Source organism: Streptomyces lasiicapitis, from assembly GCF_014646335.1.
GTDB classification, from domain to species: Bacteria; Actinomycetota; Actinomycetes; order Streptomycetales; family Streptomycetaceae; genus Streptomyces; species Streptomyces lasiicapitis.
The window spans coordinates 117,427-140,785 of the sequence record NZ_BMNG01000008.1; the positions used below are offsets into that span (position 1 = coordinate 117,427).

Below are 23,359 nucleotides of genomic sequence, written 5' to 3' on the forward strand. Positions count from 1 at the left end.
TGGGTCTAGTCCACGTGGGTGAACTGTCCGTGACCGTACCCCGCAGGTCGTTGGTCTGTCAGTAGCCGAGGCGCCATGACCTTCGACGAAATTTTCGACAGCCGGACCGTTCCTGTTGGTTACACTTCACGGGCACGTCCGCAGTACCTGGGCGTGCGCGCCTCCTTAGCTCAGCTGGTCAGAGCGCCGCTCTTGTAAAGCGAAGGTCGTCGGTTCGAATCCGACAGGGGGCTCAGGACGACGAGGGCCCCGACACCTGAGAGGTGCCGGGGCCTTCGTTTGTTCCCTTCGCTGTCGGCGGCTACGCCCGGCCCGAAAGCCGGTCCGCCAGCCGTGCCCGCCGCGGGGCCTCCGCCGTGTGGGACGTCAGTTCCTTCCGGTCCGCCGCGCGGTACGTGGCGTACATGCCGTGTACCCCCAGCCACCGCAGCGGTTCCGGTTCCCATTTGCGGACGCGGTGGTTTACCCAGGGGAGGGAGAGGAGGTCTGTGGGGCCGGACTGGCCGGAGTCGGACTGGACCAGGTCGCGGAGGGTGCGGGCGGCGAGGTTGGCGGTCGCGACGCCCGAGCCCACGTAGCCGCCCGCCCAGCCGAGGCCCGTGGCGCGGTCCAGGGTGACCGTGGCGCACCAGTCGCGCGGTACGCCGAGGACGCCCGACCAGGCGTGGTCGATCCGTACGCCGGTGAGCTGGGGGAAGAAGCGGGTCAGGAGCTCGCGCAGGGCCTCGATCGTCGCGGGCTGCGTGCGGCCTGGGTTGGTCGCGGTATCCGTCTTCGAGCCGAAGCGGTACGGCACGCCCCGGCCGCCGAGCGCGATGCGGTCGTCGGCGGTGCGCTGCGCGTACATGTACGCGTGCGCCATGTCGCCGAGCGTCTCGCGGCCCGCCCAGCCGATGGTGTCCCAGACGTCGGCGGGCAGCGGGGCGGTGACGATCATCGAGGAGTTCATCGGCAGCCAGGTGCGGCGCTGGCCCTTGAGCGCGGCCGTGAAGCCCTCCGTGCAGCGCAGCACGTAGGGGGCGCGGACCGTGCCGTACGGAGTGACGGCGTGCTTGGGCCGGATCTCCGTGACCGGCGTCGACTCGTGGATCGTGACGCCGAGCGCCTCCACGGCCGCCGCCAGGCCCTTCACCAGCTTCACCGGGTGCAGCCGGGCGCCGTGCGGCGTCCAGGAGGAGCCGACGGCCCCCGCGACGCGGATACGCTCGGCCGTCTCACGGGCGCCGTGCAGCGTGCGGTCGCTCTCCCCGTACGAGAGTTCCGCCTCGTGGAAGGCTTTCAGCCGGGCCAACTGGGCGGGTGTGTAGGCGACTTCGAGTACGCCGCCGTGGTGGATGTCGGCGTCGATGTGCTCCTCGGCTGCGGCGCGGATCACCTCGTCGACGGTGGCGTTCATGGCCTGCTGGAGGCGGACGGCGGCGTCGCGGCCGTGCAGGCGGGCGTACCGGTCGCGGCCCGCGATGCCGTTGTAGAGCCAGCCGCCGTTGCGGCCCGAGGCGCCGTAGCCGCAGAACTTCTGCTCCAGGACCGTGATGCGCAGGAAGGGCGCGGCCTTCTTCAGGTAGTACGCGGTCCACAGGCCCGTGTAGCCGCCGCCGACTACGCACACGTCGGCCGTCGTGTCGCCGGCGAGGGGTTCACGGGCCGTGGGGAGGCCGTCGTCGGCGTACCAGTGGGAGATGCCGCCGTTCACGGTGTTCGTGCTGCTCATGGGGTGGGACGTTACGCTTTCGGGACCGCTTTTCGGGACCCCTTGGAGAGGACTGTTCATGGCCGTACGCAAGGCCGGGCGCGTGGTCGCATCGGTGGCCGCCGTGGCGCTGTTGGGCGTCGCCGTCACCGCGTGTGACTCCGGTGACTCCGACGACGGCAAGGGGGCGAGCCGCAAGGTGACGGAGTCCCGGGGGTCGGAGGGGCGGTTGGAGTCGGACTCTCCGTCGGCGGGCGCTGCGTCCGAGGGGTCCGCGTCCGAGGGGGCCTCGCCGTCCGCGTCCCCGGAGGTCGTTCCGGAGGCCAAGGTTCCGCCGGTCTCCGCCTCGCGGCTGGCCAAGGTGCCCGCCACCGTGAAGGGCGGCGTGATCACGGTCGGCAAGCCGTCGGCCAAGCACACCGTCAAGGTGTACGAGGACCCGCGCTGCCCCGTCTGCAAGAAGTTCGAGGAGAGCGGCGCGCAGGCCCTGGTGGCGCCGCTGTCCGCCGGTGACGTGAAGGTCGAGTACACGATCGCCTCGTTCCTCGACAAGAACCTCGGCGGCAGCGGCTCGGTGAACGCCGCGAACGCCCTGCGGGCCGCCGTGGAGTCGGACAAGTTCCCGCAGTTCCACTCGGCGCTCTTCACCAACCAGCCGGAGGAGAGCGACGACGCGTTCACGCCCGCCTTCCTGCTGAAGATCGCCGACACGGTCGGTCTGCGCGACGGCGCCTTCAAGAAGGCGGTCACCAACGGGACGTACAAGAGCTGGGTCGGCATCGCGATGGAGTCCTTCGAGAAGGACGGGATGACTGGGACGCCGACCGTCGTCGTGGACGGGAAGAAGGTGGCGAGTGAGGCGCTGTATGTGGAGGGGGACTTCAGGAAGGTGTTGAAGGACGCGGGGATTTCCTGAAGGTCCTCGTGCGGGGCTTCGTGAGGGGTTTCCTGCGCGGCTTTATGTGGGGTTCTATGTGGTGTTTCGCCACGGTTTTCCCGGCATAAGCGGTGTCCGAAACAAATCGCATGTGGTGATTGAGGTGCCTGGGTAACGTCTGTCGCGTGATCGACATCCAGGTTCCCGAAGAGCTGGTCCAGTCCCAGTACATGTACGCGGGTGAGCCGGGCCGCGCCTTCATCGCCGCGCTGCCCGCGCGGGTCGCGGAGTTCGTCGACCGCTGGGAGCTGGAGGTCGTCGGCGATTCCATGTACGGCATGGCGGCGCTCGTGCTGCCCGTGCGGCGGGCCGACGGGAGCGGCGCCGTCGTGAAGTTCCAGGTCCTCGACGAGGAGACCGAGGGCGAGCCGGTCGGCCTGCGGATCTGGAACGGCGACGGCGCGGTGCGGCTGCTCGACCACGACGCAGAGACGGGTACCATGCTGCTCGAACGCGCCAAGGACGGCGCCGAGTTGTCGACGTACGCCGAAGCGGGCCGTGCCGAGACCCGCAAGGCGATCATCGTCATCGCCGAACTCCTCGCCCGCCTCACCGCCGTGCCCGCCCCACCCGGCATGCGCACCCTCGGCGACATCGCGGGCCAGATGCTCGACGACACCCCGGCCGCCCTGAAGGCCCTCCGCGACCCCGCCGAGCGGGCCCTGATCGCGCGCTGCGCGGACGCCGTGCGCGAGGTCGTGGGCGAGCCCGGCGACCGGCTCCTGCACTGGGACCTGCACTTCGACAACGTCCTCGCCGCCGACCGCGAGCCGTGGCTCGCCATCGACCCCAAGCCCCTCGCCGGCGACCCCGGCTTCGACCTCTGGCCCGCCCTCGACAACCTCTTCGAGGCGGACGAGGTGCTGTGGCGGTTCGACGCGATGACCGAGGTCCTTGGGCTCGACCGGGAGCGGGCGCGGGCGTGGACGCTGGGGCGGGTGTTGCAGAACGCGCTCTGGGAGATCGAGGACGGGCGGCCGTTGCCGGCGGATCATGTGGAGGTGGCTCGGCGGTTGTTGGGGCGCTGAGCACCGGCTGGCGCCGGGGCTTGGCGGGCCTCAGTCGCACGCCCTTCGGTACGCCCCCGTCGGCGGCTCGTTCTTGATCAGGCCGTCCAGGCCGTGCTCGCGCTGCGTACGGCAGGCCTTCGCCGGATCGGCCACCGACTTCCTGTAGTCGACGGCGAACACCGCCTTGCCCGCCGCCACGAACGGCTTCAGCTCCCCGCACTCCGCGAACTCCACGCACTCCTCGGGCAGCGCCCAGTCGAAGTCGTCCACGAGCCGCGCCGCCGTGCCCGGTTCGTTGTGGCCGTTCTTCATGCCGACGGACAGGCCGCGCGCGTGCGCCTGCCGCGCGACCTCGCGGTACCAGGACAGCTGGTCCGCGAGCGGGATACGGAAGCCCGGGTCGTTGCCGCGCGGATTGTTCTGGTCGGGCTCCACACCGTCGCAGCCCATGCGTTCCGCCAGGTCGAACCGTGCCCAGACCGCCTCCGCGAACGCGGCCCGCGAGCCCTCGCGGATGTCCAGCCAGCGCTCGCCCGACCAGCCGGTGTCCCACCCGATCACCGAGTCCTCGGCGGGGGCGTGGGGGCGGTTCGGGATGGCCTTCTTGTCCTTCTCGTGGCCGGGGAAGCGGGACGCGTCGGGGCGGTAGTGCTCGTACGCGCCCGTGTCGACGTAACAGATGACCACGGGGCGGGGGCGGCGGGCGTGCAGCTCGTCGATCTTCCCTGCCAGTGGGCCCGCCGGTACGTCGATGACCTGGCCGTCGGCGTACCGGAGCCGGGAGCCCTTGGGGGCCAGGTCGAAGAGGTCGATGTCGTACATCTGGCGGGGCGCGGAGAGGTCGTAGGGCTCGCTGATCTGCCAGTCCCAGTCGGTGATTTCGCCTGGCTCGGGGGACCACCAGGCGGGGGTGCGCTGGGCTTTGGGGGTGCGTTGTTCGGAGGGGGTGGCGTCCTTGTCGGACGGGGTGCCGTTCGCGTCGGAAGGGGTGCTGGCCGCGCAGCTCGGCAGGGCGGCCGCCAGGAGGAGCAGGGCGGCGGCGAGGCGGGCCGCCGGGCGTCGGCGGTTGACCGGCCGCCGTGGCCTATGGCTTGCTGCGCTCATGATTCGTACCGCCACGCCTGATGACATCCCCCTGATCCACACGCTGGTCCGTGAGCTCGCCGAGTACGAGAAGGAGCCGCACGAGGCGCGCGCCACCGAGGCCCAGCTGCACGACGCGCTGTTCGGCGAGCGGCCCGCCGCGTACGCCCACATCGCTGTGGACGACGCGACGGGGCGGCCCGTCGGTTTCTCCCTGTGGTTCCTGAACTTCTCCACGTGGCGCGGGGTGCACGGCATCTACCTGGAGGACCTGTACGTACGCCCCGAGGCGCGCGGTGGCGGACACGGCAAGGCGCTGCTGCGCGAGCTGGCCCGGATCTGCGTCGCGCGCGGATACGAGCGCCTCGAGTGGTCCGTCCTGAACTGGAACACGCCGTCCATCGCGTTCTACGAGGCGTTGGGAGCGCGGCCGCAGGACGAGTGGACGGTGTATCGGCTGACGGACGGGGCGCTCGCGGAGCTCGGCACGGGGTGACGGAGCCCGCGCCGGCTTCATATAACTCGTTTCTCTAGAACCCTCGTTCTAGAACTCGTCGACGGTGTGCGGGAGGTGGTCCGTGCGCAGGGCCGCGTCCAGGGTGGCCGCCGTGCCCGGGGTGTGTTCCGTGGCGAGGCCCGCGCGGACCACGGCCGTGATCTGGTTGCCGCCGAGGTAGGCGGCGGCCAGGTCGCGTACGTCGAGGGTGAGGTCGGCGGGGGCGTCCGTGCGGTCGTACGCCGCTGTGTACGAGGCGTGCTCCCCGTCCACCGTGAGGCGGAAGCGGCCTTCGTTGGCGGGGAGTTGGGCGTCCTTGACCTCCAGGACGAGGTCGGCGGGCGCGGCCCAGGAGCGGGCGAGGAGCGCGGCGCGTACGTCCACGAGCCGCATCCACAGCGCCGGGAACTGGCCCGTCACGCGGACCTGGTCGCGGTCCGCCGCGAACAGGAGCAGCGGGTCGTCGACGGGGCGGCCCCAGGCGCGGATCACGCCCGTCAGGTCGATGCTCGCGAGGTAGCGCCACAGGGCCGCGGCGGCCTGCGGGGTGTCGGCTTCCAGCTCGTCGAGGCGTACGAGGCCGGGGGCGTCGTCGCGGGTTTTGGTGCGGTAGACGGCGTAGCCGGTGATGGCGTCGGGCTGCGTGGCGTCGGACTGCGTGGCGCCGGACTGCGTGGCGCCGGGCCGGGTGGCGTCGGGCCGGGTGCCGAGGACGACGACGCGGGGCGGCGACAGCTCGTCGTCCTCCTCGTCCTCCGTCACCAGCCACTCCTCGCTCCACCACGCCTCACTGCGGGCGATGCGGCCGGCGCGGCGGGTGCGGGTGCGGTCGTAGTACTCGCCGATGAGGGCCGGGGCGTCCGCCGGGTCGACCAGGCGCAGGGGGCCGTCGTCGGGGGTGATGCGCAGGGCCAGCGGGCGCTCGGAGTTGATCTCCACGGTGTTGCCGTGGGTGGCGGGGCCGAAGCCGAAGCGGCCGTAGATCGCGTCCTCAGAGGCCCAGAGCGCGGCCAGCGGGTGGCCGTCCGCCACGCACTTCTCGTACAGCTTCGCGATCATCCCGGAGAGCACGCCGCGGCGGCGGTGCGTCGGCGCCACGGAGACGAACGTCAGGCTGGGGCAGGGGAGTTCGCCGCCGGGTACGGAGACGGTGAACGGGAGCGCGACGACCACGCCGACCAGCGCGTCCCCGTCGTACGCGCCGATCCGATGACAGCCGAGCAGCAGGTCGTGGTGGTGTTTGCGCTTCTCTTCCTCGGGTGTGTCGTGAAAGACGAGGTATGCGAGATCGAGGGCGCGGTCGATGTCGGTCTCGGGGAGGGGGCGGATGGAGAGGTGGGGGTGGAGGCCGGCGGCGGGGCGGCGGGCGAGGTCGGGGCCGGTGGAGAGGTCGGGGTGGGTGGAGAGGTGGGAGGCGGCAGAGGATGCGGAGTCCATATAACGGACGCTAATTCCCGTATCCCACCCGAGCACCTGATTTTCGCCAAGGCGCTCCTTACCGCCCCGGGATCCGCTCCACCCGCCCCCTCGCCCGGCTCCGCCCACCACCGCTGTGGGCAGGCGTTCCGCACGACGGATCCCGACCTCAAGGGCCGCTCAGGCCGAGGGCGCCGCGGCGCCCAGGGCACGTCGGCACGTCGGCACGTGGGCACCTGGGCACCTGGGCGCAGCCCACGCCGACATCGCCCCGACGCCCAGCGCACTACGGAACCAGGACCACCTTCCCGTAGGTCCCACGGGACTCCAGCGCCCGGTGCGCCAACGCCGCCTCGGCCAGAGGGAACCGCTGCACGTCAGGCGTGAAGTACCCCCCGGCGTACGCCCGCAACGCCGCCAACTCCAGCACCCGCACGGGATTCTCCCCACCCGCCTTCACCAACATCGCCTGCCCCAACGGATTGACCTGCGAAATCCCCCGAGCGGCAAGCTCACCTTCCCCCAACCCCACAGGCCCGTCGTTCCCCGACCACCCGAACGTCACATGCGTACCGCCGTCCCCCAACAACCCCACAAGCGCCCGCCCTGTCTCCCCACCCACCCCATCAAGCACAGCAGTAACCCCCTGCACCTGCCCCCGCCCTTGTCCTCGCGCCTCGTCCCCAAGCCCCGCGAGGAACCCCCGCACCTCGTCCAGCCACCCCGCCCCCGTGTAGTCCACGGCAAGATCCGCCCCGTGCCCCCGCACCCGCGCCACCTTCGCGGCCCCACCGGCAAGCCCCACCACCGTGGCCCCCGCATGCTTCGCGTACTGCGTGAGCAGCGTCCCGATCCCGCCCGCCGCCGCCGGAATCACCACCACCGACCGCGCGTCCAACTCCACGAACTGCAGGACGCCCATCGCCGTACGCCCCGTCCCGATCAACGCCACCGCCTCCGCAAACCCCATGGCGGGCGGAAGCTCGTGCACCCGGCCCACGTCGACCACCGTCAGCTCGGCGTACCCACCGGGCGCGAACCCGATATGCGCCACCACACGCTTGCCGAGCCAGTCGGCGGACACCCCCTCGCCCACCGACTCGACGGTCCCGGCGACCTCCCGGCCGGGGATCGTCGGCAACGCGGGCAACTCCGGCAGCGGCCCCTTCTCACCCCGACGAATCGCCGTGTCGACCAGATGAACTCCCGCCGCCGCGACGCCGATTCGCACTTGCCCCACCCCCGGCAGCGGATCCTCGACCACCTCATACGTGAGGTTCTCGGCGGCACCGAAGGCATGGAGGCGAACGGCATGCATAAGAGCTCCCTACGGGGCACAGGCCGCACGAACCATCCGAACCATCCGAACCATCCGAACCATCCGAACCGTGCGACCGAATCTGCAAGTCTGCTGACCCACCCCACCTTGCAACCTCAAGCGGACTTGAGGTCAATCCACGGCGCACCGTCCGCGGGCCGACTCACCCCCGCCAACCCACCCCTGCCCGTCAACGCCAGCGTCACCGCCTCCATCGCACTGTTGAACGACACCTCCGACAGCAGCCCGGGGGCCGCCACCTGGTCTCCCGCGAGATACACGCCGTCACCGCGATCCACCGCCGGCCGGTCCCGCCACGTCGTCCCGGGGCGGTCCAACGCACCCGTGCGGCCGTTCGCCACAGCGGCCCGCCGCCACGTCACCCGCTCCCGCCAGTCCCGGAACCCGAGGTCCAGCAGGTGCTCGGCGCGCGCGACCCCGTCCGCCTTGGACTCGCCCGGCCCGATCGGAATCTGCGCCTGAATGAGCTGCTCACCCGCGGGCGCGAGCGTACGATCCTGCGCCGTGAACCGCTCCACCCACCCCGTCGCATCCAGATCCGACACCGCGAACAGATCCCCCCGCCGAGTCCGCACCGCCACATCGACCAACGCCGTACGGCCGCTCTCCCACCGCAGCGTGTCGTCCCCCAGCAGGCGTCGCGCGGCATCGAGCGACGTCGCCACGACCACCGGGCCCCGGGCCGCCAACTCCCCGATGTCGTCGACCCGCGCAAGCGTCTCGACCCGCACCCCCAGATTCCACGCCATCCCCGCCATCCGGTCGATGACCGCCCCCCAACCACCCACCGGATAGTGCGCCTCCGGCGGAAACCTCGTCGCCCGCCGCAGCCGCGTGTGCACGAACCGCGCCGACAGCGACCCGGGGTCGTGGTGGAACAACGCCACCGCCGAGTAGTGCGCCGCAGCCCGCGCGCCCTCCTCACCCACCTGCACGCCCGCCCAGGTCGCGAAGTCCACATCCACCGGCGCCTGTTCGGGCGCCCGCCGCAACAGCCTCAACATCGCGAACGGCGGTGTACGACGCAGCGCGCCCCGATGGCGCAGCCGCAGCCGCGTGCCTTCGATGGGCGGGATCGGCGCGAGGTCCCCGATCAGCCCACGCTGCTTCAGCCACGTCCAGTGCGGCCCGCCGTTGTACAAGGCGTGCGGCCCGTCATTCGTCTTGTACGCCCCCTCAGCCGTGCGCGCCCGACCACCGAGCGTGTGGTGCGACTCGTACAACGTGACCCGCGCCCCGGCCTCCGCAGCCGTAATCGCAGCGGTCAGTCCCGCAAAGCCGCCACCGACCACGGAGACGTGGGGCTGCGGACGGCCGGGGGAGTGGTTTGCTCGGGTGGCGCGGGCCATGGACGGCCTCCGTCTCTGTCGACCCTCACGGGCACGGGAACGCAGTCACCCTTACGACGAACGACCCCTGGCCGAATGTGACATCCCCACCCGACACCAGGGACTTGCCCGCCCCTCGGCGCCTGGGATTGCCCACCCCTGCCTGCTGCCGACGGCTCCCGCCCCACACCGAGCGCCCGGGCTTCCCGGCCCCTCACGCAGACGGCCCTCACGCCGAACAGCGAGTCAGACCACCCGCGGATACCGCGCCTGCAACGTCCAGATCACCGGATTCGCCCCCAGCTCCTCATGCAGGTCAATGAGGTCGGCCAACACGTCGTGCAGGAAATCCCGCGCTTCCTTCCGCAGCTCCCCGTGCGAGAACGTGAGCGGCTCTTCCTCCACCCTCATCCAGTCGGCCTCGATGTCCACCCACCCGAACCGCCGCGAGAACAGCATCCGGTCCGTCGACTCCGTGAAGTCCAGCTCGGCGTACTGCGGCCGCGACGCCCTGCTCCCCAGCGGATCCTTGTCCAGCTGCTCGACGATGTCGCACAGCGCCCACGCGAAGTCGAGCACCGGCACCCACCCCCACGCCGTACCCAGCTCCCGATCCGCCTTGGTGTCCGCCAGATACACGTCCCCGCAGAACAGATCGTGCCGCAGCGCATGAACGTCCGCCTCGCGATAGTCCATCTGCGGCGGGTCCGGAAAGCGGCGGGAAAGGGCGTAACCAATATCGAGCACCCGCCCGATGGTGCCACGTCCACCCCCATCCACCGCACACCGAACGCTGCCCCCCTGACACCTCTGACGCCCCAGGCACCTCCTTCCTCCCCGTCCACCTCACCCTTCCGACCACGCGGTCCTCCCGGACACCGTCAGGGAAGCAACCGCTTCTCCTTGGCCACCGCCACCGCTCCCGCCCGCGTATCCACCCCCAACTTGTCGTAGATCCGCCCCAGGTGCGTCTTCACCGTCGCCTCACTGATGAACAGCGTCCTGGCGATCTCCCGATTACCCATCCCCTGCGCGAGCTGCGCGAGGATGTCCAGCTCCCGCGCGGTGAGCGTGGGCCGCGGCTCCCGCATGTGGGCCATCACACGGGACGCGACGGGCGGCGACAGCGCCGTACGCCCCTCCGCGGCCGCATGGATCGCCCCAAACAGTTCCTCGGGCCGCTCGGCCTTCAGCAGATACCCGGTCGCCCCCGCCTCGATGGCCCGAGTGATGTCGGCATCGGTGTCGTACGTCGTGAGAACCAGAACCCGCGGCGTCGCACCACCGCCACCGCCATCGCCCCCACCGCCGTCATCGCTGACGCCGCCATCGCCGCCGCCACTGCCTTCGCCACCGCCGCCCTCGGCCGACCCCTGCCCAGCCGCGATACGACGTGTCGCCTCCACCCCGTCGATGCCCTGCCCCAGCTGCAGGTCCATCAGCACCACGTCCGGCCCCAGCTTCGCCGCCAGCGCCACCGCCTCCTCACCGGTCCCCGCCTCACCGATCACCTCGATCCCCGACGCACTGGCCAACAGCGCCAGCAACCCCGCACGCACCACCACATGGTCGTCACACACCAACAGCCGAACCGTGCCGCTCGTCGGCGTACTACTGCTCATGACCACTCCCTGATGACGGCCGCTCGGGCGGAGTCGGAGACGAGGGCGAACTCGGAGACGGGGACGAAGACGGCGAGGGAGGAGCGGGCGAGGACGATGAAGACGGCGAACGAGACGACGAAGGAGCCGACGGAGAGGAAGCCGACGGAGAGGAAGGAGACGAAGAAGGAGTGGAGGAAGCCAACGAGGACGAGGCTGGCAACGGGTCCGGGGCTGGAGACGCGGGCGAGGAAGAGGCCGAGGGCGAGGTAGGGCCCGAGGCCGGAGACGGGCCAGCGAACAGCGGGATCGACACCGAAACCACCGTCCCCTCACCCGGCGCCGACTCCACAGTCAATGTCCCGCCGAGCTGCCGTGCCCGCGCCCGTATCGCCGGCAGCCCATGCCCGCGTCCCGCCCGTCCGCTCGCCTCACGCGAACCGGATCCCGGCCCGTCGTCCGCGGCGCCTGGCCCCGGATCCCCCGGATCGTGCTCAGGAGCAGCGGCCCCCCGGCCCTCCGCCGCGACCACGAATCCCTTCCCGTCGTCCGCGATGTCGAGGACCACCTGGTCGTCCAGATACGTCAGCGTCAGCGCCGCCGTGCTCGCGTCCGCGTGCTCGCGCACGTTCGCCAGGGCGCCCTGCGCGATACGGAGCAGCGCCGACTGGGCTCTGCCGGGCAGGGGGACACGCTTGCCCTCGGCGTGGAAGCGGACGGCCAACTCCGTCTCCGATTCCCGCTCCGCCAACGTTCTCAGCGCTGATGGCAGGGCATCGCTGTCGTCGGAGCCCGCGTCGGCCAGGTCCACGGGGGCGAGGTCGTGGACGAAGCGACGGGCTTCTGCCAGTCCGCGTTCCGTGATCGCCTCCGCTGTCCGGACGTGGGCGCGGGCTGTTGCCGGGTCTGCGTCCCACACCCGGTCGGCGGCCTGCAACAGCATCTGCTGGCTGGACAGGCCTTGGGCCAGGGTGTCGTGGATCTCCATCGACAGGCGCTGGCGCTCGGCGAGTGTGCCCTCGCGCCGTTCAGTGGCGGCCAGCTCGCGCCGGGTGCGGATCAGGTCGTCGATCAGTGCGCGCTGCTGTGCGGTCTGCTGCTGCATGTGGAGGAACACCGCGGTTGCCACGGCCGCGACGGCGGGCGGTGCGAAGGCGAGGTTCGGGTCGAAGCCGCCGGCGAGTCTGAGCTGCGCGGCGACCACGAGGGCGGTGAGGGCCGTGACCAGGACCAGCGCCGCTCGCGTCGGCAGCGTGCGCAGTCCCGTATAGAACAGGGGCACCGCGCACCACGCGAAGCTCGGCGCGAGGACGACGAGGACCGCCCAGGCGCCGACCACCGCGCCGAGCCAGAGCGGACGCCGGGTGCTGGGGGCGGCTCCCGGCGCCGGGCCCAGGAGATAGAGGACAGCGAGTATGGCGGACAGGGCGATGATGCCCGGGGTGCGGGGCTCGCCCGGGTGGCGCAGGAGGAAGCGGGTGAGGGAGGCGGCGAGGAGGAGGAAGAACGCCGTGTGCATGACCGCGCCGAGCCAACGCGACTCGGGTGCGGTGGCGCGGGGGTCGAGGTCGGCCGCGCGCCCGCTCCCGGCGTGCGGGCGGTTGCCCGCGTCCGGATTCGCGGCGTGGGAGCCGCTCCGGCCTTGATCCACGGGGCCGAGGCCGCCGGTGTGCTGGTCCACGCTGGCCTCCTTTCGGCCGTCGCACGTGCTCGAGTTCACGCGCCTGAACTGGGAAGACATTCACATTCTGGCGTGTGAGGCCGCCTGCCCGGATCAACCGAACGGTTGACACGGCTGTCGACCGAAGCGCGCGCCGCAGGCAGCCGGAACGCTGACGAGAAGGGGCGGGCAGAGGCCGGACGATGGATTGCGTGGCGGGATCGACTCGCCGCTCACTCTCAAAATCCCGCATCCGCACAGGAGTTAACGGACATGAAGTCGATGAAGCAGCTCTCCCCGCGCACGCGTTTCCTCACCACGGCCGCAGCGCTCGCCACGGTCGCCGCGGCCACGTTCGGCACGGTCTCGGCCACGGCCGGGACGCAGGACGCCGCCGCCAAGGCCGCGGTGACCGCGGACGCGAGCGACCGCAACCTCACCGGGTCCACTCACCTTTCCGTCGCCGCCGCGACCAAGGCCGCGCAGGCCTCGCTGGCCGCCGCGAAGAAGGAGAACCAGCGCGTGACGGTCGCCGTCGTCGACCGCAACGGCAACACCATCGTCACCCTGCGTGGCGACGGCGCCGGCCCGCAGTCGTACGAGTCCGCCGAGCGCAAGGCCTACACGGCCGTGTCGTGGAACGCCCCCACCTCCGAACTCGCCAAGCGCCTCGCCCAGACGCCCAACCTCAAGGACATTCCGGGGACGCTGTTCCTCGCGGGCGCCACCCCGGTCACCGCCAAGGGCGCCCCCATCGCGGGCATAGGCGTGGCGGGTGCGCCGAGCGGCGACCAGGACGAGAAGTTCGCGAAGGCGGGAGTGGCGGCACTCGGCCGCTGACCTGGCTCTGACCGAGTCAGCCCGGCCGGGCCGGTGTGTCCGCACCGGCTCGCCCGGCCTGCTTGACTCGGCTGCCGACTACTCGGCTGCTGACTTGGCGCTGGCCGAGTCGGCCAGGTCGGGCGAGCCGCAGGCCTGCCCACACCGTCGGCCCGGACAGCTGCGTCCATGCCGCTCAGCAGCGCCCAGGTGCCCACCCCCGGGATGTCAGGGGCGGGCACCTGGGACAAGGTCTCGCGGGGTGGTGGCCATAGGATCACAGAGGTGAACTACCGAGCCACCGCCCCTCTGACCAGGGGGCCCCGCGCCCGCCGCACCGCACCCGCCGCCTTGGCTGCCTTGACGCTCACCGCCCTCACCGCGTGCACCGCAGGCGGAGTGGACGGCACACCCGGCGCCGCAGGAGTCCGCGACCCGTTCTTCCCGAAGCTCGGCAACGGGGGGTACGACGTGGCCCACTACGGCCTGAAACTCGGCTACGACCCCGAGTCCCGCCACCTCACCGGCACGGCGGAGATCACGGCCCGTGCCACCAAGAACCTCAGCGCCTTCAACCTCGACCTCAAGGGCCTGGAGGTCAAGGAAGTCACCGTCGAGGGCAAGGAGGCCCGCTTCAGCCGGGCGGGCGACGAACTGACCGTGCGTCCGCGCGACGACCTCGACCGGGGCGAGACGTTCCGTGCGACCGTCCGCTACTCCGGCACACCGCAGACGGTCACCGATGCGGATGGCTCCAAGGAGGGCTGGCTGAAGGGAGAGGAGAGCGCGCTCGCGGTGGGCGAGCCGGCGGGCTCCATGGCGTGGTTCCCGGGCAACAACCACCCGAGCGACAAGGCCGTGTACGACATCGAGATCACCGTGCCCAAGGGCCTGAAGGCCATCTCCAACGGTGAGCTGACGAACGAGACGACGACGAACGGCCGCACCACGTTCGCCTGGCACAACGCCGAGCCCATGGCCAGCTACCTGGCGACGGTGGCGATCGGCGCGTACGACACGAAGAAGTCGATGACGTCGAAGTCGAACTCCGGCATCCCGGTGTTCACGGCGATCGACCCGACGATGCCGGAAGGCAAGTACGAGAAGACCGAGAAGGTCCTGGCGAAGATCCCCGAGATCATGGACTGGGCGGAAATCAACTTCGGTGACTACCCCTTCTCCTCGACCGGCGCGATCGTCGACGACCGGGTGAACCTCGGCTACGCCCTGGAGACCCAGACCAAGCCGGTGTTCCCCGCCTCCGACGCCGACACGTCGACGCTCGTGCACGAGCTGGCCCACCAGTGGTTCGGCAACTCGGTCACGCCGAAGACATGGCAGGACATGTGGCTCAACGAAGGTTTCGCGACCTACGCGGAGTGGCTGTGGGAGGAGGACAACGGAGGGGACAGCGCGCAGGACACCTTCGACGCGCTGTATGAGGGCGACTACTACGAGGACGAGGAGGACAACGAAGCCATCTGGGACTTCCCGCCGGCGAGGCAGCCGGACGCGGCGAGCATCTCGGACGAGCCGGTGTACGACCGGGGCGCGATGGTGATTCACAAGATTCGTAAGACGGTCGGCGACGACACGTTCTACGACATCGTCCAGGGCTGGGCGAAGGCATACCGCCACGGCAACGCGAACACGAAGGACTTCACGGAGTACGTCGAGAAGCACGCGGGCGATGACGAGTCGCGTGAAGAACTGAAGCAGGTGTGGGCGGACTGGCTCTACGGGGACGGGAAGCCGGACAACCCGTGAGTCCACCAGGCGGGGACCGTTCCGCTCGGGGCCTCTCTGCTCGGGACAGCGCCGCTCGGAGCAAGGGACCGCTCGGCTCGGGACTGCTCGGCTCGGGGCAGCGCCGCTGAGGACAGCCCCGTGCGGGACTGCCTACAGAGGCTTGCGCAATACGGTGCAGGGGCGGTCGAGTTGAGCGTCCTTGCGGTGGTCGACGAGTTGGTAGCCGAGGGCGGTCCAGAAGGCGAGGGCCTTCGGGTTGTTGTCGAGGACGGCGAGGCGTACCGCGGCGCGGTCGGCGGAGCGGAAGCGGGTTTCGACGGCGGTGGCCAATCGCCGCCCGAGGCCGGTGCGTTGGACTTGGGCGTCGACCAGGAGGAGGCCGATCCACGGGTCGGGGTCGGCCGGGTCGGGGTGGTGGGCGAGGGTGACGACGACGCCGACGAGCCGGCCTTCGGAGCGTCCGAGGAGTACTTCGGCGCTGGGTTGGGCGAGTTCGTCGGCGAGAGCGGTGGCGACCTGTTCGGGCCGGATGTTGTAGGCGTCCGGGAAGTCACCGCTGAGGGCGAAGAACTCGTGGTTGGAGGCGTAGAGGGCGGTGAGTTCGGTGAGGAGGGGGCCGGGCAGGTCGCCCGGGGTGGTGCCGTCGGTGGTGGCCGCAAGCGGTTCGAGGATCATGCGGCGCAGGCTAGCCGCCCGGGTAGGGGCGGTGAGTGCGGTGGCGGTGCTTGGACGGCCAGTGCCCGTGCTTGGGCGGTGAGCGTAGGTGCTTGGGCGGTGAGCCGCGGTGCTTGGACAACCTGTGCCCGTGCCTGGACGGCAAGTGGCCGTGCCTGGGTGTGAGCCGCGGCGCTACGACGGGGAGTCGGGGGACGTCGGGGTGCCGGAGCCCGCGGAGCCCGCGGGGCCTGCGGGGCCTGCGGGGTCGGAGGTGGTGCGGGTGGTCGACTCGCGCCACTCGTTGACCAGGATCCAGAGCATGGCGGCGAGTGAACACGTGTTGGCGGCGAGCCAGAAGGGGGAGGGGTCGGGGTCGCTCAGGTTGTCGATGAGCATGACGGTGAGGAAGAGGGTGAGGGCGCAGGAACCGTAGAACTGGCGGCGGGCGAAGCGGCGGGTTCGGGTGGGGCCTTCGGAGAGGCGGAGGGCGTAGACCTCGACGTCGCCGAAGACATCGGAGGCGCGTTCGTCGCCGGGTGTTGAGGCGAGGTGGTGTCGGGCCTCGCGGATGTGGCCGTGGGCTTGGGCGGACGGCATGGCGTGGCGGCCCCGGAGCAGGCCGTCGAGGCGGGTGAACCAGGCGTCGTCGTTGCTGTCGTCGCTGTCGACGGGGGCGGGTGTGAACCACCTGTCGAGGGTGGTGTCGGGGAACTTCACGGCGCCGACGACGACTGCGAGGCAGGTCAGGATCAGGACGGGGGCGGGGACGGTGAACAGTTGGCCGTCGGGTACGAGGGACGTCACGCCGACGCCGGCGAGTACCGCGCCGATGGTGGCGGCGGCGAACCATCGGGCGCCGGGGAGTCGGCCGGCGGTCCAGGTGGCGATGGTCGCGCCGGTGAGGGCGACGCCGAGGGCGACGGTGGCGGTCAGGGTGACGGAGGGCCAGCCGATGCCGATCCACAGGCCGTCGGTCAGCCACTCGAAGGCGCAGTAGAGAGCGGCGCTGATGCCGACGGAGACGAAGGAGGCGGTGAGGCGTTCGCCGGGGGTCAGGCCGTGGGAGTCGATGCGGGCGCGGTGTTCTTCGGGGATGCGTTCGTCGGCGACGAGTTGGGCGTAGGTGTGCGGGTCGCCGAGGAGGTCGCGGGCGGGGCGGCCTTCTTCGTGGACGAGTTCGTGCGCCTCGGTGAGGACTTCGTCGGCGAGGCCGAGGGGGGCGTCGTGGTCGAGGGCGAGGCGTATCTCGACGGAGGCGGCCCAGTCCTTGTCGGCCTCGCGCTCCCAAGTCAGCGTCGGCTTGCGGTCCTTGGCCATGGCTATTCCCCCGGGTGAGCTGAGGTGTGGGCTGAGGGTGGTGCGGACTGGGGCTCGTCGGTCCTGGTCAGGGAGGCGACGGCGCCGGTGAAGGCGGCCCAGGCGGTGCGGTCGCGGTGCAGGCGGGCGCGGCCCTCGTCGGTGATGCGGTAGTACTTGCGGCCGGGTCCGCCCTCGCCGGCGCCCCACTCGATCTCGACGGCGCCTTCCTCCTCGAGGCGGGTGAGGGCGGGGTAGAGGGTCGCGGCCTTGACGCCTTCGATGCCGGCGTCGGCGAGGCGGCTGAGGAGGGCGTAGCCGTAGCTCTTCTCCTCGGTGTCGAGTACGCCGAGGAGGCAGAGGGGCAGGGCGGCTCGCGTCCACGCGGTGTTGGTGGGTCCGGTTGCCACGGTTGCCCTTCTGTTCGCGAGTCGCTGCGTCTGGTGGTTCGGGTGGTGCTTGGTGCTTGGTGCTTTGGGTGGTGCTTCGCTGGCTCGACTAGTTGGGATTTTAGAATAGTGGGGGAGTTGGGGTAGCGCCAGCCCGGCTTCGGGGTGAGAGCGCCAGCCCGGCTTCGGGGTGAGAGCGCCAGCCCGGCTTCGGGGTGAGAGCGCCAGCCCGGCTTCGGGGTGAGAGGGCCAGCCCGGCTTCGGGGTGAGTGGGTGGGCGGGGACGTGAAAGGGCCCCGACCGATGTGTCCGGTCGGGGCCCTTCCTTGTCCGGGGTGGTCCGTTGGGCTGTCAGTCAGGTGACGGCCTGGTCGGACGACTGGCCGGGCAGGATCAGACGTTGACGCCGAAGTCCTGCGCGATGCCGACGAGGCCCGAGGCGTAGCCCTGGCCGACGGCGCGGAACTTCCACTCGGCGCCGCTGCGGTACAGCTCGCCGAAGACCATGGCGGTCTCGGTGGCGGCGTCCTCGGAGAGGTCGTAGCGAGCGATCTCGGTACCGCCGGCCTGGTTCAGGATGCGGATGAACGCGTTCCGGACCTGGCCGAAGTTCTGCGAGCGGTTCTCGGCGTCGTAGATCGAGACCGGGAAGACGATCTTCTCGACGTCGGCGGGGAGGCCCGCCAGGTTGACGTTGATCTGCTCGTCGTCGCCCTCGCCCTCGCCCGTGACGTTGTCACCGGTGTGGACGATGGTCTGGTCCGGCGTCGCCTTGTTGTTGAAGAAGACGAAGTGGGCGTCCGAGAAGACCTTGCCCTGGGGGTTCACCGCGATGGCGGAGGCGTCCAGGTCGAAGTCGGTGCCCGTGGTGGTGCGGACGTCCCAGCCGAGGCCGACCGTGACGGCGGTCAGGCCCGGTGCCTCCTTGGTGAGCGAGACGTTGCCGCCCTTGGACAGGCTTACAGCCATTGTTGGGAGTCCCTTCCTAGTTGCGTGAGTACAACCGAGTACTACCTGCGTACTGTGCGGGCTTCATGCTGGCACGAAGCTACCGACACCCCTATGAACGCCGAGGGGGGTATCGAAGGTTCCATATGGCGAAGACTCTCTTTACGTTCTTTACTTGCGGGTCGCACGAGGGTGTCGCTGCGGAGGCGTGGAGCCCGTGTGGGGTGCCTGGCCTGCGTCGGGGGCTGGAAGGCGGGTGTTGAAAAGAGGGTGACGTGAGAGGGCCGGGCACGGGACCATGTGTACATGTCCGGTCAACGCCCCTACGTCATCCGTGGCTCCGTCTCGCTGCCCGAGGCCGAGCTGATGTGGCGTTTCTCGCGGTCCTCCGGGCCCGGCGGGCAGCATGTGAACACCAGTGACTCGCAGGCCGAGGTGCGGTTCGACCTCGCGGCCACGGAGGCGTTGCCCGAGGTGTGGAAGCAGCGGGCGCTGGAGCGGCTCGCGTCCCGGCTCGTGGACGGGGTCGTCAGCGTACGGGCGAGTGAGCACAGGTCGCAGTGGCGGAACAGGGAGATGGCGGCCACCCGCCTCGCCGCCCTGCTCGCCGAGGCCACCGCGCCGCCGCCCAAGCCGCGCCGCGCCACCCGCATCCCGCGCGGGATCAACGAGCGGCGGCTGCGGGAGAAGAAGCGGCGCGGGGAGACCAAGCAGGGCCGGTCCGGCAAGGACTGGGGGTAGGGCCACCCCGCCCCACCTCGTCGCCCCACCCCGAGGTCGCCGCCAGGCCACCCCCGGCCGCCGCCAAGGCGAGCCCACCTGAGACCCGCCGGCACCCCCACCCCGGCCGGGCCGCTACCCCAGTTGCCGGTACCGCCCCTTGAAATACAGCAGCGGCCCGCCCTCCGCGCTCGGCAACTCCGCCGTCAGCACGCGGCCGATCACCAGCGTGTGGTCACCCGCCGTCACCGTCTTCTCCGTGCGGCATTCGAGGGTCGCGAGGGCGCCGCCCACCAGGGGGGCGCCGGAGATGTCGCCGCGTACGTAGGGGATGTCGTCGAAGAGGAGGCGGTCGCTGATGCGGCCCTTCATGGCGAAGCGGCCCGCGATGTGCCGCTGGCTCTCGGACAGGACCGACACCGCCCACAGCGGCTGCTCCGCGAGCAGGTCGTCCATGCGGGAGCCCTCGCGCAGGCTGACCATGACCAGGGGCGGGTCGAGCGAGACGGAGAGGAACGCGGTCGCCGTCATCCCGACGTCCTCGACGGCGGGGGCGTTGGGGTCGTCCGGGTCCAGCGAGGGCTCCTGGGCCGTCACCAGGACCACGCCCGCGGCCAGGCGGGACATGGCGGCGCGGAACTCGTCGTTGCTCACCCCCACAGGATGAACCCCGGCGGGGCGAGGAACGGACAGGGTCTGGGTCTGGGTGTTCATGGTCAGGTCGGCAGCCACGCTGTCGACGCTAGTCGCGGACCGGAGTGTTCCGCATCGGCCTCCGGCCCGAGGCCGGTCCTAGGGCGAGACCTAGGACCGAGGACCACGCGACCACACGGCCACACGGCCACACGGCCACACGACCACACGGCCACACGAGCTCTCCAGAGCACCCCTTGGCCACAGTCACCCCTTGGCCACGGCTGGCGCGGACCCCCGCGCATAGCTCAAATTGGCCTCAACTCCCGGTCTCAAATCGGACCTCTCACCTGTGACTTGAGTCACAGGGCCCATATTTTGTTGACCCTGTGTACCGGGTGGGCAGCTCGCTGTGATTCAGTGACCGTGGCAATCGGACAGACACAGAAGCTGATGGCACAAGAGCGTGATCAAGCGTGCGGGCACCGCGACGAAGCGGGCGGGCACGGAGCCTCAGCGAGGACACAGAAGGCGCTGCGGATCCTGGAGTTGCTGTCGAGGTCTCGGGGAGAGCGAGCATGGAGACCGAGTCGGAGCCGTACGTCCGTCTTGCGACCCTGCGGCAGCTCCATCAGGTGGTGGCGGACCTCAACACGGCCCGCAGCCTCGCGGACACGCTGCAGACCGTCGCCGACGGCGTGGTCAACGGCCTTGGCTATGAGCTGGCGTGCGTCAACCTCGTGCGCCCGGACGGCGATCTCGTCGTCGCCGCCTTCGCGGGCAATCCGGCAGCCGAGGCGCTGATCACCGGCCGGGTCGGCTCGCGTGAGTCCTGGGAGCGCCGCCTGACCATGGGCGAGGCCTGGGGCGCCCTGCGCTTCATCCCGTACAGCGAGGGCTGGGTCCTCGACGAGGACGACGTGCCGCAGTGGTACACCGAAGGCCCCGAGCCCCGCTTCGAGGACGAGTGGCACCCCTCGGACCGCCTCTTCGCGCCCATGTACGCCACCGGGGCGTCGGGCGGCGAGCTGATCGGCGTGATCTCCGTGGACCGCCCGCGCAACGGGCGCAGGCCCGGCGCATGGGGGCGCGAAGCGCTCCAGATGTACGCCTTCCAGGCCGCCATCGCGATCAGCAACGCACGACTTCGCGCCAACATGCAGCGCGCCCTGGTCCGCCTGGAGCGCGAGCAGCAGGCGCTGCGCGCCAGCGAGGAGAGCTTCCGGCAGGCCTTCGAGTACGCGCCCAGCGGCATGGCCATCGCCGAGATGGGCGGCGACCAGCACGGCCGCATCCTGCGCACCAACGACGCGCTCTGTCGCCTGCTCGGCCGGCCCGCGTCCGCGATGCGGCGCTACTCCTTCTCCGACCTCGTGCACCCCGAGGACATCGGGACGCTGCTGCGTACGTCGGCGGAGGGCGGGCGGGCCGAGCTGCGGTTCGGGCGCAGGGACGGGACGTACGTATGGGTGTCGCTGCGGAACTCGGTCGTCGCGGACGCCGCGGACGGGCCCCGGTTTCTGCTCACGCACGTCGAGGACATCGAGGAGCGCAAGCGCCGTGAGCTGCAGCTCGCCCACCGCGCCTCGCACGACTCGCTGACCGGACTGCCGAACTCCGCCGAGCTGCGCGCCCGCCTCAGCGCCCGGCTCTGTCGCAGGCCGCACGCGGGGCAGCCGTCCACGGTGGACTCGCTGGACGCGGCGTACGACAACAGCGGTCTGTACGCGCCGGGGCACGCCCCCGGCAACGGCCACGGCCCGGTCATGGGCGGGCACACGGGCATGCACGGCGAGGGCTACGACCACCACGTGCACACGGTCGCCCCGCCCGAGGAGGCCGACCCCGACGACGGCACCAAGGGCCTCGCCGTCCTCTTCTGCGACCTCGACGGCTTCAAGTCGATCAACGACCGCTTCGGGCACCACACCGGTGACGCCGTCCTCATCGAGGTCGCACGCCGCCTGACGAACGGCGTCCGGGACGGCGACACGGTGGCGCGGCTCGGCGGTGACGAGTTCGTGGTGCTCGCCGACGGGCTCGGCCGGGCCGACGCGCAGGACCTCGCGGTGCGCCTGCGGAACGCGATCATCCCGCCGATCCGGGTGGACGGGCGTGCCGTGCGCGTCGGTGCCAGCTTCGGCATCGGATGGGCACATTGCGGGATGTCCGCGGACGAAGTGTTGCATTCCGCGGACCAGCGGATGTACATCGAGAAACGTTCCCGTGCCAAGCAGCACCGGCGGGCCGGGTGAGCGTGAACTCCCGTACGCGGTAGGGAAAGCGGCGCTCGGCGCCGTGCGTGAGCCGTGCCGGTGGCAGACGTCCGCCGGGGCCTGCCTCCGCGCGCCCGCCGGTCGCCCTGTCCGAAGTCTCAGATGAAGTCAACGTCACCTTGGGCGGTCACCCGGAGCGGGTAGGCTCGCCGCATCCGCGATGCGAGGGAGTGACCTGCGAATGACGCCCGGCAATAACGGCGAGCACACGCCGCGCGCGCCAGAGGGCGATGACGACCCGTTCGGCTATCTGTACGCGGACGGCCAGGCGGCCGGCGCGACACCGCCCTCCGGGGGCGGCGGGTACGGCTACCCGGGCCCGCGGACCTCGTACAACCACGTGCGCGCGGTCGGCGAGCGGCAGTACGGGCAGCAGGGCCAGCAAGGCCAGCAGGGCCACGCCCAGGGGCAGCCGTCGGGGTACGGCTACCCGCCGCCCGCGCAGGCGCCGCAGCAGGCCTACGGGCAGCCCAACGCCCATTACGCCGCGCCCGAGGCCCAGTACGGGGCCACCGCGCCCATGCGGCAGGCCGGCGGGCCCGGAGCGCCCGGGGCGCATGCCGGAGCCGGTGGTGGCGGAGGCGGGCGCGGGCGGGGGCCCAACACCAAGGGGCTGCTCATCGGTGCCATCGCTGTCGTCGCCGTGGTCGCTGTCGGCATCGGGGCCGCCATGACGTTCGGCGGGGACGACGGGGACGGTGACGGGAAGCAGGCCGGGCCCTCCAAGGGGCAGAAGGTTTCCGACGCGCCGAAGCCGACCGGGTCCAAGGGCGACGACGGCAAGAAGCCCGACGCCGAGATGCCCGAGTCCGACGCGAAGGCGCTCAAGCTGGAGGGCGGGACCACCACCGCCTCCGACATCGACGGGGCCCAGTCCGCGGGCGGGGTGTACGTCGCCGGGCTCAACAAGCCCGGGGCGCAGGTGACATGGACGGTCGACGGGATTCCCAAGAGCGGGGCCTACACCGTGTTCGTGGGGTACTCCGTTCCCGGCAAGGCCGCTGAGACCACGCTCGGCATCAACGGGACCGCGTCCGGGCGGAAGCTCAACATGGACAACTTCTCCCGGGCCAAGGAAGGTGCCTGGGACAAGGGGTGGACGAAGACGTTCGCCTTCGTCCAGCTCAACAAGGGGACCAATACGGTGTCTGTGTCCTGCCAGGCGGGGGACAAGTGTGATGCCGTGCTGGATCGGGTGTGGCTGAAGGCCGGTCACGTCAAGGAGTGAGAACTCCCCAACCCCGCCCCTTCCCGTAACCAGGGGGCTGCCGCCCCCTGGACCCCCGCTTGTCGGCGCTTCGCGCCTCGTCCT

General features: G+C 71.0%; 19 protein-coding genes, 1 tRNA gene and 2 pseudogenes. 9 read left to right on the forward strand and 13 right to left on the reverse strand.

Annotation, left to right across the window (positions count from 1 at the left end; translation table 11 throughout):
* The first annotated feature begins 159 nt into the window (after window positions 1-159).
* A tRNA-Thr gene (locus IEY91_RS18970) sits at window positions 160-233 on the forward strand.
* Between the two features lie 68 nt (window positions 234-301).
* Here the strand turns inward: IEY91_RS18970 and IEY91_RS18975 are convergent.
* Entirely contained in the window at window positions 302-1,711 is a 1,410-nt protein-coding gene (locus tag IEY91_RS18975) for an NAD(P)/FAD-dependent oxidoreductase (protein ID WP_189174910.1), read from the reverse strand.
* 58 nt (window positions 1,712-1,769) lie between these two features.
* Between IEY91_RS18975 and IEY91_RS18980 the strand changes: the two genes are divergently transcribed.
* Window positions 1,770-2,606 carry a DsbA family protein gene (locus IEY91_RS18980; protein WP_189174911.1) on the forward strand — a complete coding sequence of 279 codons (837 nt, stop codon included), beginning with the start codon at window positions 1,770-1,772 and terminating at the stop codon, window positions 2,604-2,606.
* Between the two features lie 191 nt (window positions 2,607-2,797).
* The gene (locus IEY91_RS18985) at window positions 2,798-3,655 is read left to right on the forward strand and encodes an aminoglycoside phosphotransferase family protein (RefSeq protein ID WP_164328419.1); all 858 of its coding nucleotides are present in this window, start codon (window positions 2,798-2,800) and stop codon (window positions 3,653-3,655) included.
* A gap of 30 nt (window positions 3,656-3,685) precedes the next feature.
* Here the strand turns inward: IEY91_RS18985 and IEY91_RS18990 are convergent, their stop codons facing one another.
* A complete protein-coding gene (locus IEY91_RS18990) occupies window positions 3,686-4,741 on the reverse strand; it encodes an endo alpha-1,4 polygalactosaminidase (protein ID WP_189174912.1) in 1,056 nt (351 codons plus the stop codon).
* On the opposite strand from IEY91_RS18990, the gene IEY91_RS18995 reads away from it, so the two are divergent.
* A complete protein-coding gene (locus tag IEY91_RS18995; protein WP_164323540.1) occupies window positions 4,740-5,216 on the forward strand; it encodes a GNAT family N-acetyltransferase in 477 nt (158 codons plus the stop codon). The two genes, IEY91_RS18990 and IEY91_RS18995, sit on opposite strands and share 2 nt — an antisense overlap.
* Before the next feature lie 48 nt (window positions 5,217-5,264).
* Here the strand turns inward: IEY91_RS18995 and IEY91_RS19000 are convergent, their stop codons facing one another.
* The 6 genes and pseudogenes from IEY91_RS19000 to IEY91_RS19025 all read right to left on the reverse strand — a co-directional run.
* On the reverse strand, window positions 5,265-6,653 hold the full coding sequence (locus tag IEY91_RS19000) for a GNAT family N-acetyltransferase (protein ID WP_189174913.1): 1,389 nt from the start codon (window positions 6,651-6,653) through the stop codon (window positions 5,265-5,267).
* A gap of 265 nt (window positions 6,654-6,918) precedes the next feature.
* Window positions 6,919-7,950 carry a zinc-binding dehydrogenase gene (locus IEY91_RS19005; protein ID WP_189174914.1) on the reverse strand — a complete coding sequence of 344 codons (1,032 nt, stop codon included), beginning with the start codon at window positions 7,948-7,950 and terminating at the stop codon, window positions 6,919-6,921.
* Between the two features lie 116 nt (window positions 7,951-8,066).
* Entirely contained in the window at window positions 8,067-9,320 is a 1,254-nt protein-coding gene (locus IEY91_RS19010) for an NAD(P)-binding protein (protein WP_189174915.1), read from the reverse strand.
* A gap of 225 nt (window positions 9,321-9,545) precedes the next feature.
* Entirely contained in the window at window positions 9,546-10,046 is a 501-nt protein-coding gene (locus IEY91_RS19015) for a hypothetical protein (RefSeq protein ID WP_164328420.1), read from the reverse strand.
* 134 nt (window positions 10,047-10,180) lie between these two features.
* Complete coding sequence (locus IEY91_RS19020; RefSeq protein WP_189174916.1) at window positions 10,181-10,921, reverse strand: response regulator; 741 nt, start codon at window positions 10,919-10,921, stop codon at window positions 10,181-10,183.
* A gap of 262 nt (window positions 10,922-11,183) precedes the next feature.
* A pseudogene (locus IEY91_RS19025) lies at window positions 11,184-12,419 on the reverse strand (sensor histidine kinase); the annotation flags it as partial.
* 423 nt (window positions 12,420-12,842) lie between these two features.
* Here IEY91_RS19025 and IEY91_RS19030 point away from each other — a divergent pair.
* Together IEY91_RS19030 and IEY91_RS19035 are read left to right on the forward strand one after the other, a co-directional pair.
* Window positions 12,843-13,400: a GlcG/HbpS family heme-binding protein gene (locus IEY91_RS19030; protein ID WP_164328421.1), complete on the forward strand. Its 558-nt coding sequence runs from the start codon at window positions 12,843-12,845 to the stop codon at window positions 13,398-13,400.
* A gap of 264 nt (window positions 13,401-13,664) precedes the next feature.
* Window positions 13,665-15,146: a M1 family metallopeptidase gene (locus IEY91_RS19035; RefSeq protein ID WP_189174918.1), complete on the forward strand. Its 1,482-nt coding sequence runs from the start codon at window positions 13,665-13,667 to the stop codon at window positions 15,144-15,146.
* 135 nt (window positions 15,147-15,281) lie between these two features.
* On the opposite strand, the pseudogene IEY91_RS19040 reads toward IEY91_RS19035, so the two are convergent.
* The 4 genes and pseudogenes from IEY91_RS19040 to IEY91_RS19055 form a co-directional block, all read right to left on the reverse strand.
* A pseudogene (locus IEY91_RS19040) lies at window positions 15,282-15,803 on the reverse strand (GNAT family N-acetyltransferase); the annotation flags it as partial.
* 174 nt (window positions 15,804-15,977) lie between these two features.
* Window positions 15,978-17,102 (reverse strand): hypothetical protein, encoded by a 1,125-nt coding sequence (locus IEY91_RS19045; protein ID WP_189174920.1) that lies wholly within the window; start codon window positions 17,100-17,102, stop codon window positions 15,978-15,980.
* A gap of 2 nt (window positions 17,103-17,104) precedes the next feature.
* Window positions 17,105-17,491, reverse strand: a complete 387-nt coding sequence (locus IEY91_RS19050) for a PadR family transcriptional regulator (RefSeq protein WP_189174921.1) — start codon at window positions 17,489-17,491, stop codon at window positions 17,105-17,107.
* 372 nt (window positions 17,492-17,863) lie between these two features.
* On the reverse strand, window positions 17,864-18,439 hold the full coding sequence (locus IEY91_RS19055) for a TerD family protein (RefSeq protein ID WP_164323558.1): 576 nt from the start codon (window positions 18,437-18,439) through the stop codon (window positions 17,864-17,866).
* 285 nt (window positions 18,440-18,724) lie between these two features.
* On the opposite strand from IEY91_RS19055, the gene arfB reads away from it, so the two are divergent.
* Window positions 18,725-19,159, forward strand: a complete 435-nt coding sequence (gene arfB / locus IEY91_RS19060) for an alternative ribosome rescue aminoacyl-tRNA hydrolase ArfB (RefSeq protein ID WP_164323560.1) — start codon at window positions 18,725-18,727, stop codon at window positions 19,157-19,159.
* Between the two features lie 114 nt (window positions 19,160-19,273).
* On the opposite strand, the gene IEY91_RS19065 is transcribed toward arfB, so the two are convergent.
* Window positions 19,274-19,852, reverse strand: coding sequence for a flavin reductase family protein (locus IEY91_RS19065; protein WP_229697105.1), 579 nt, complete (start codon window positions 19,850-19,852; stop codon window positions 19,274-19,276).
* A gap of 497 nt (window positions 19,853-20,349) precedes the next feature.
* Here IEY91_RS19065 and cdgB point away from each other — a divergent pair, with 497 nt between their 5' ends.
* The gene (gene cdgB / locus IEY91_RS19070; RefSeq protein ID WP_164323572.1) at window positions 20,350-22,026 is read left to right on the forward strand and encodes a diguanylate cyclase CdgB; all 1,677 of its coding nucleotides are present in this window, start codon (window positions 20,350-20,352) and stop codon (window positions 22,024-22,026) included.
* A 202-nt stretch (window positions 22,027-22,228) separates the two neighbouring features.
* Window positions 22,229-23,275 (forward strand): carbohydrate-binding protein, encoded by a 1,047-nt coding sequence (locus tag IEY91_RS19075; protein ID WP_164323574.1) that lies wholly within the window; start codon window positions 22,229-22,231, stop codon window positions 23,273-23,275.
* Window positions 23,276-23,359: the final 84 nt, after the last annotated feature.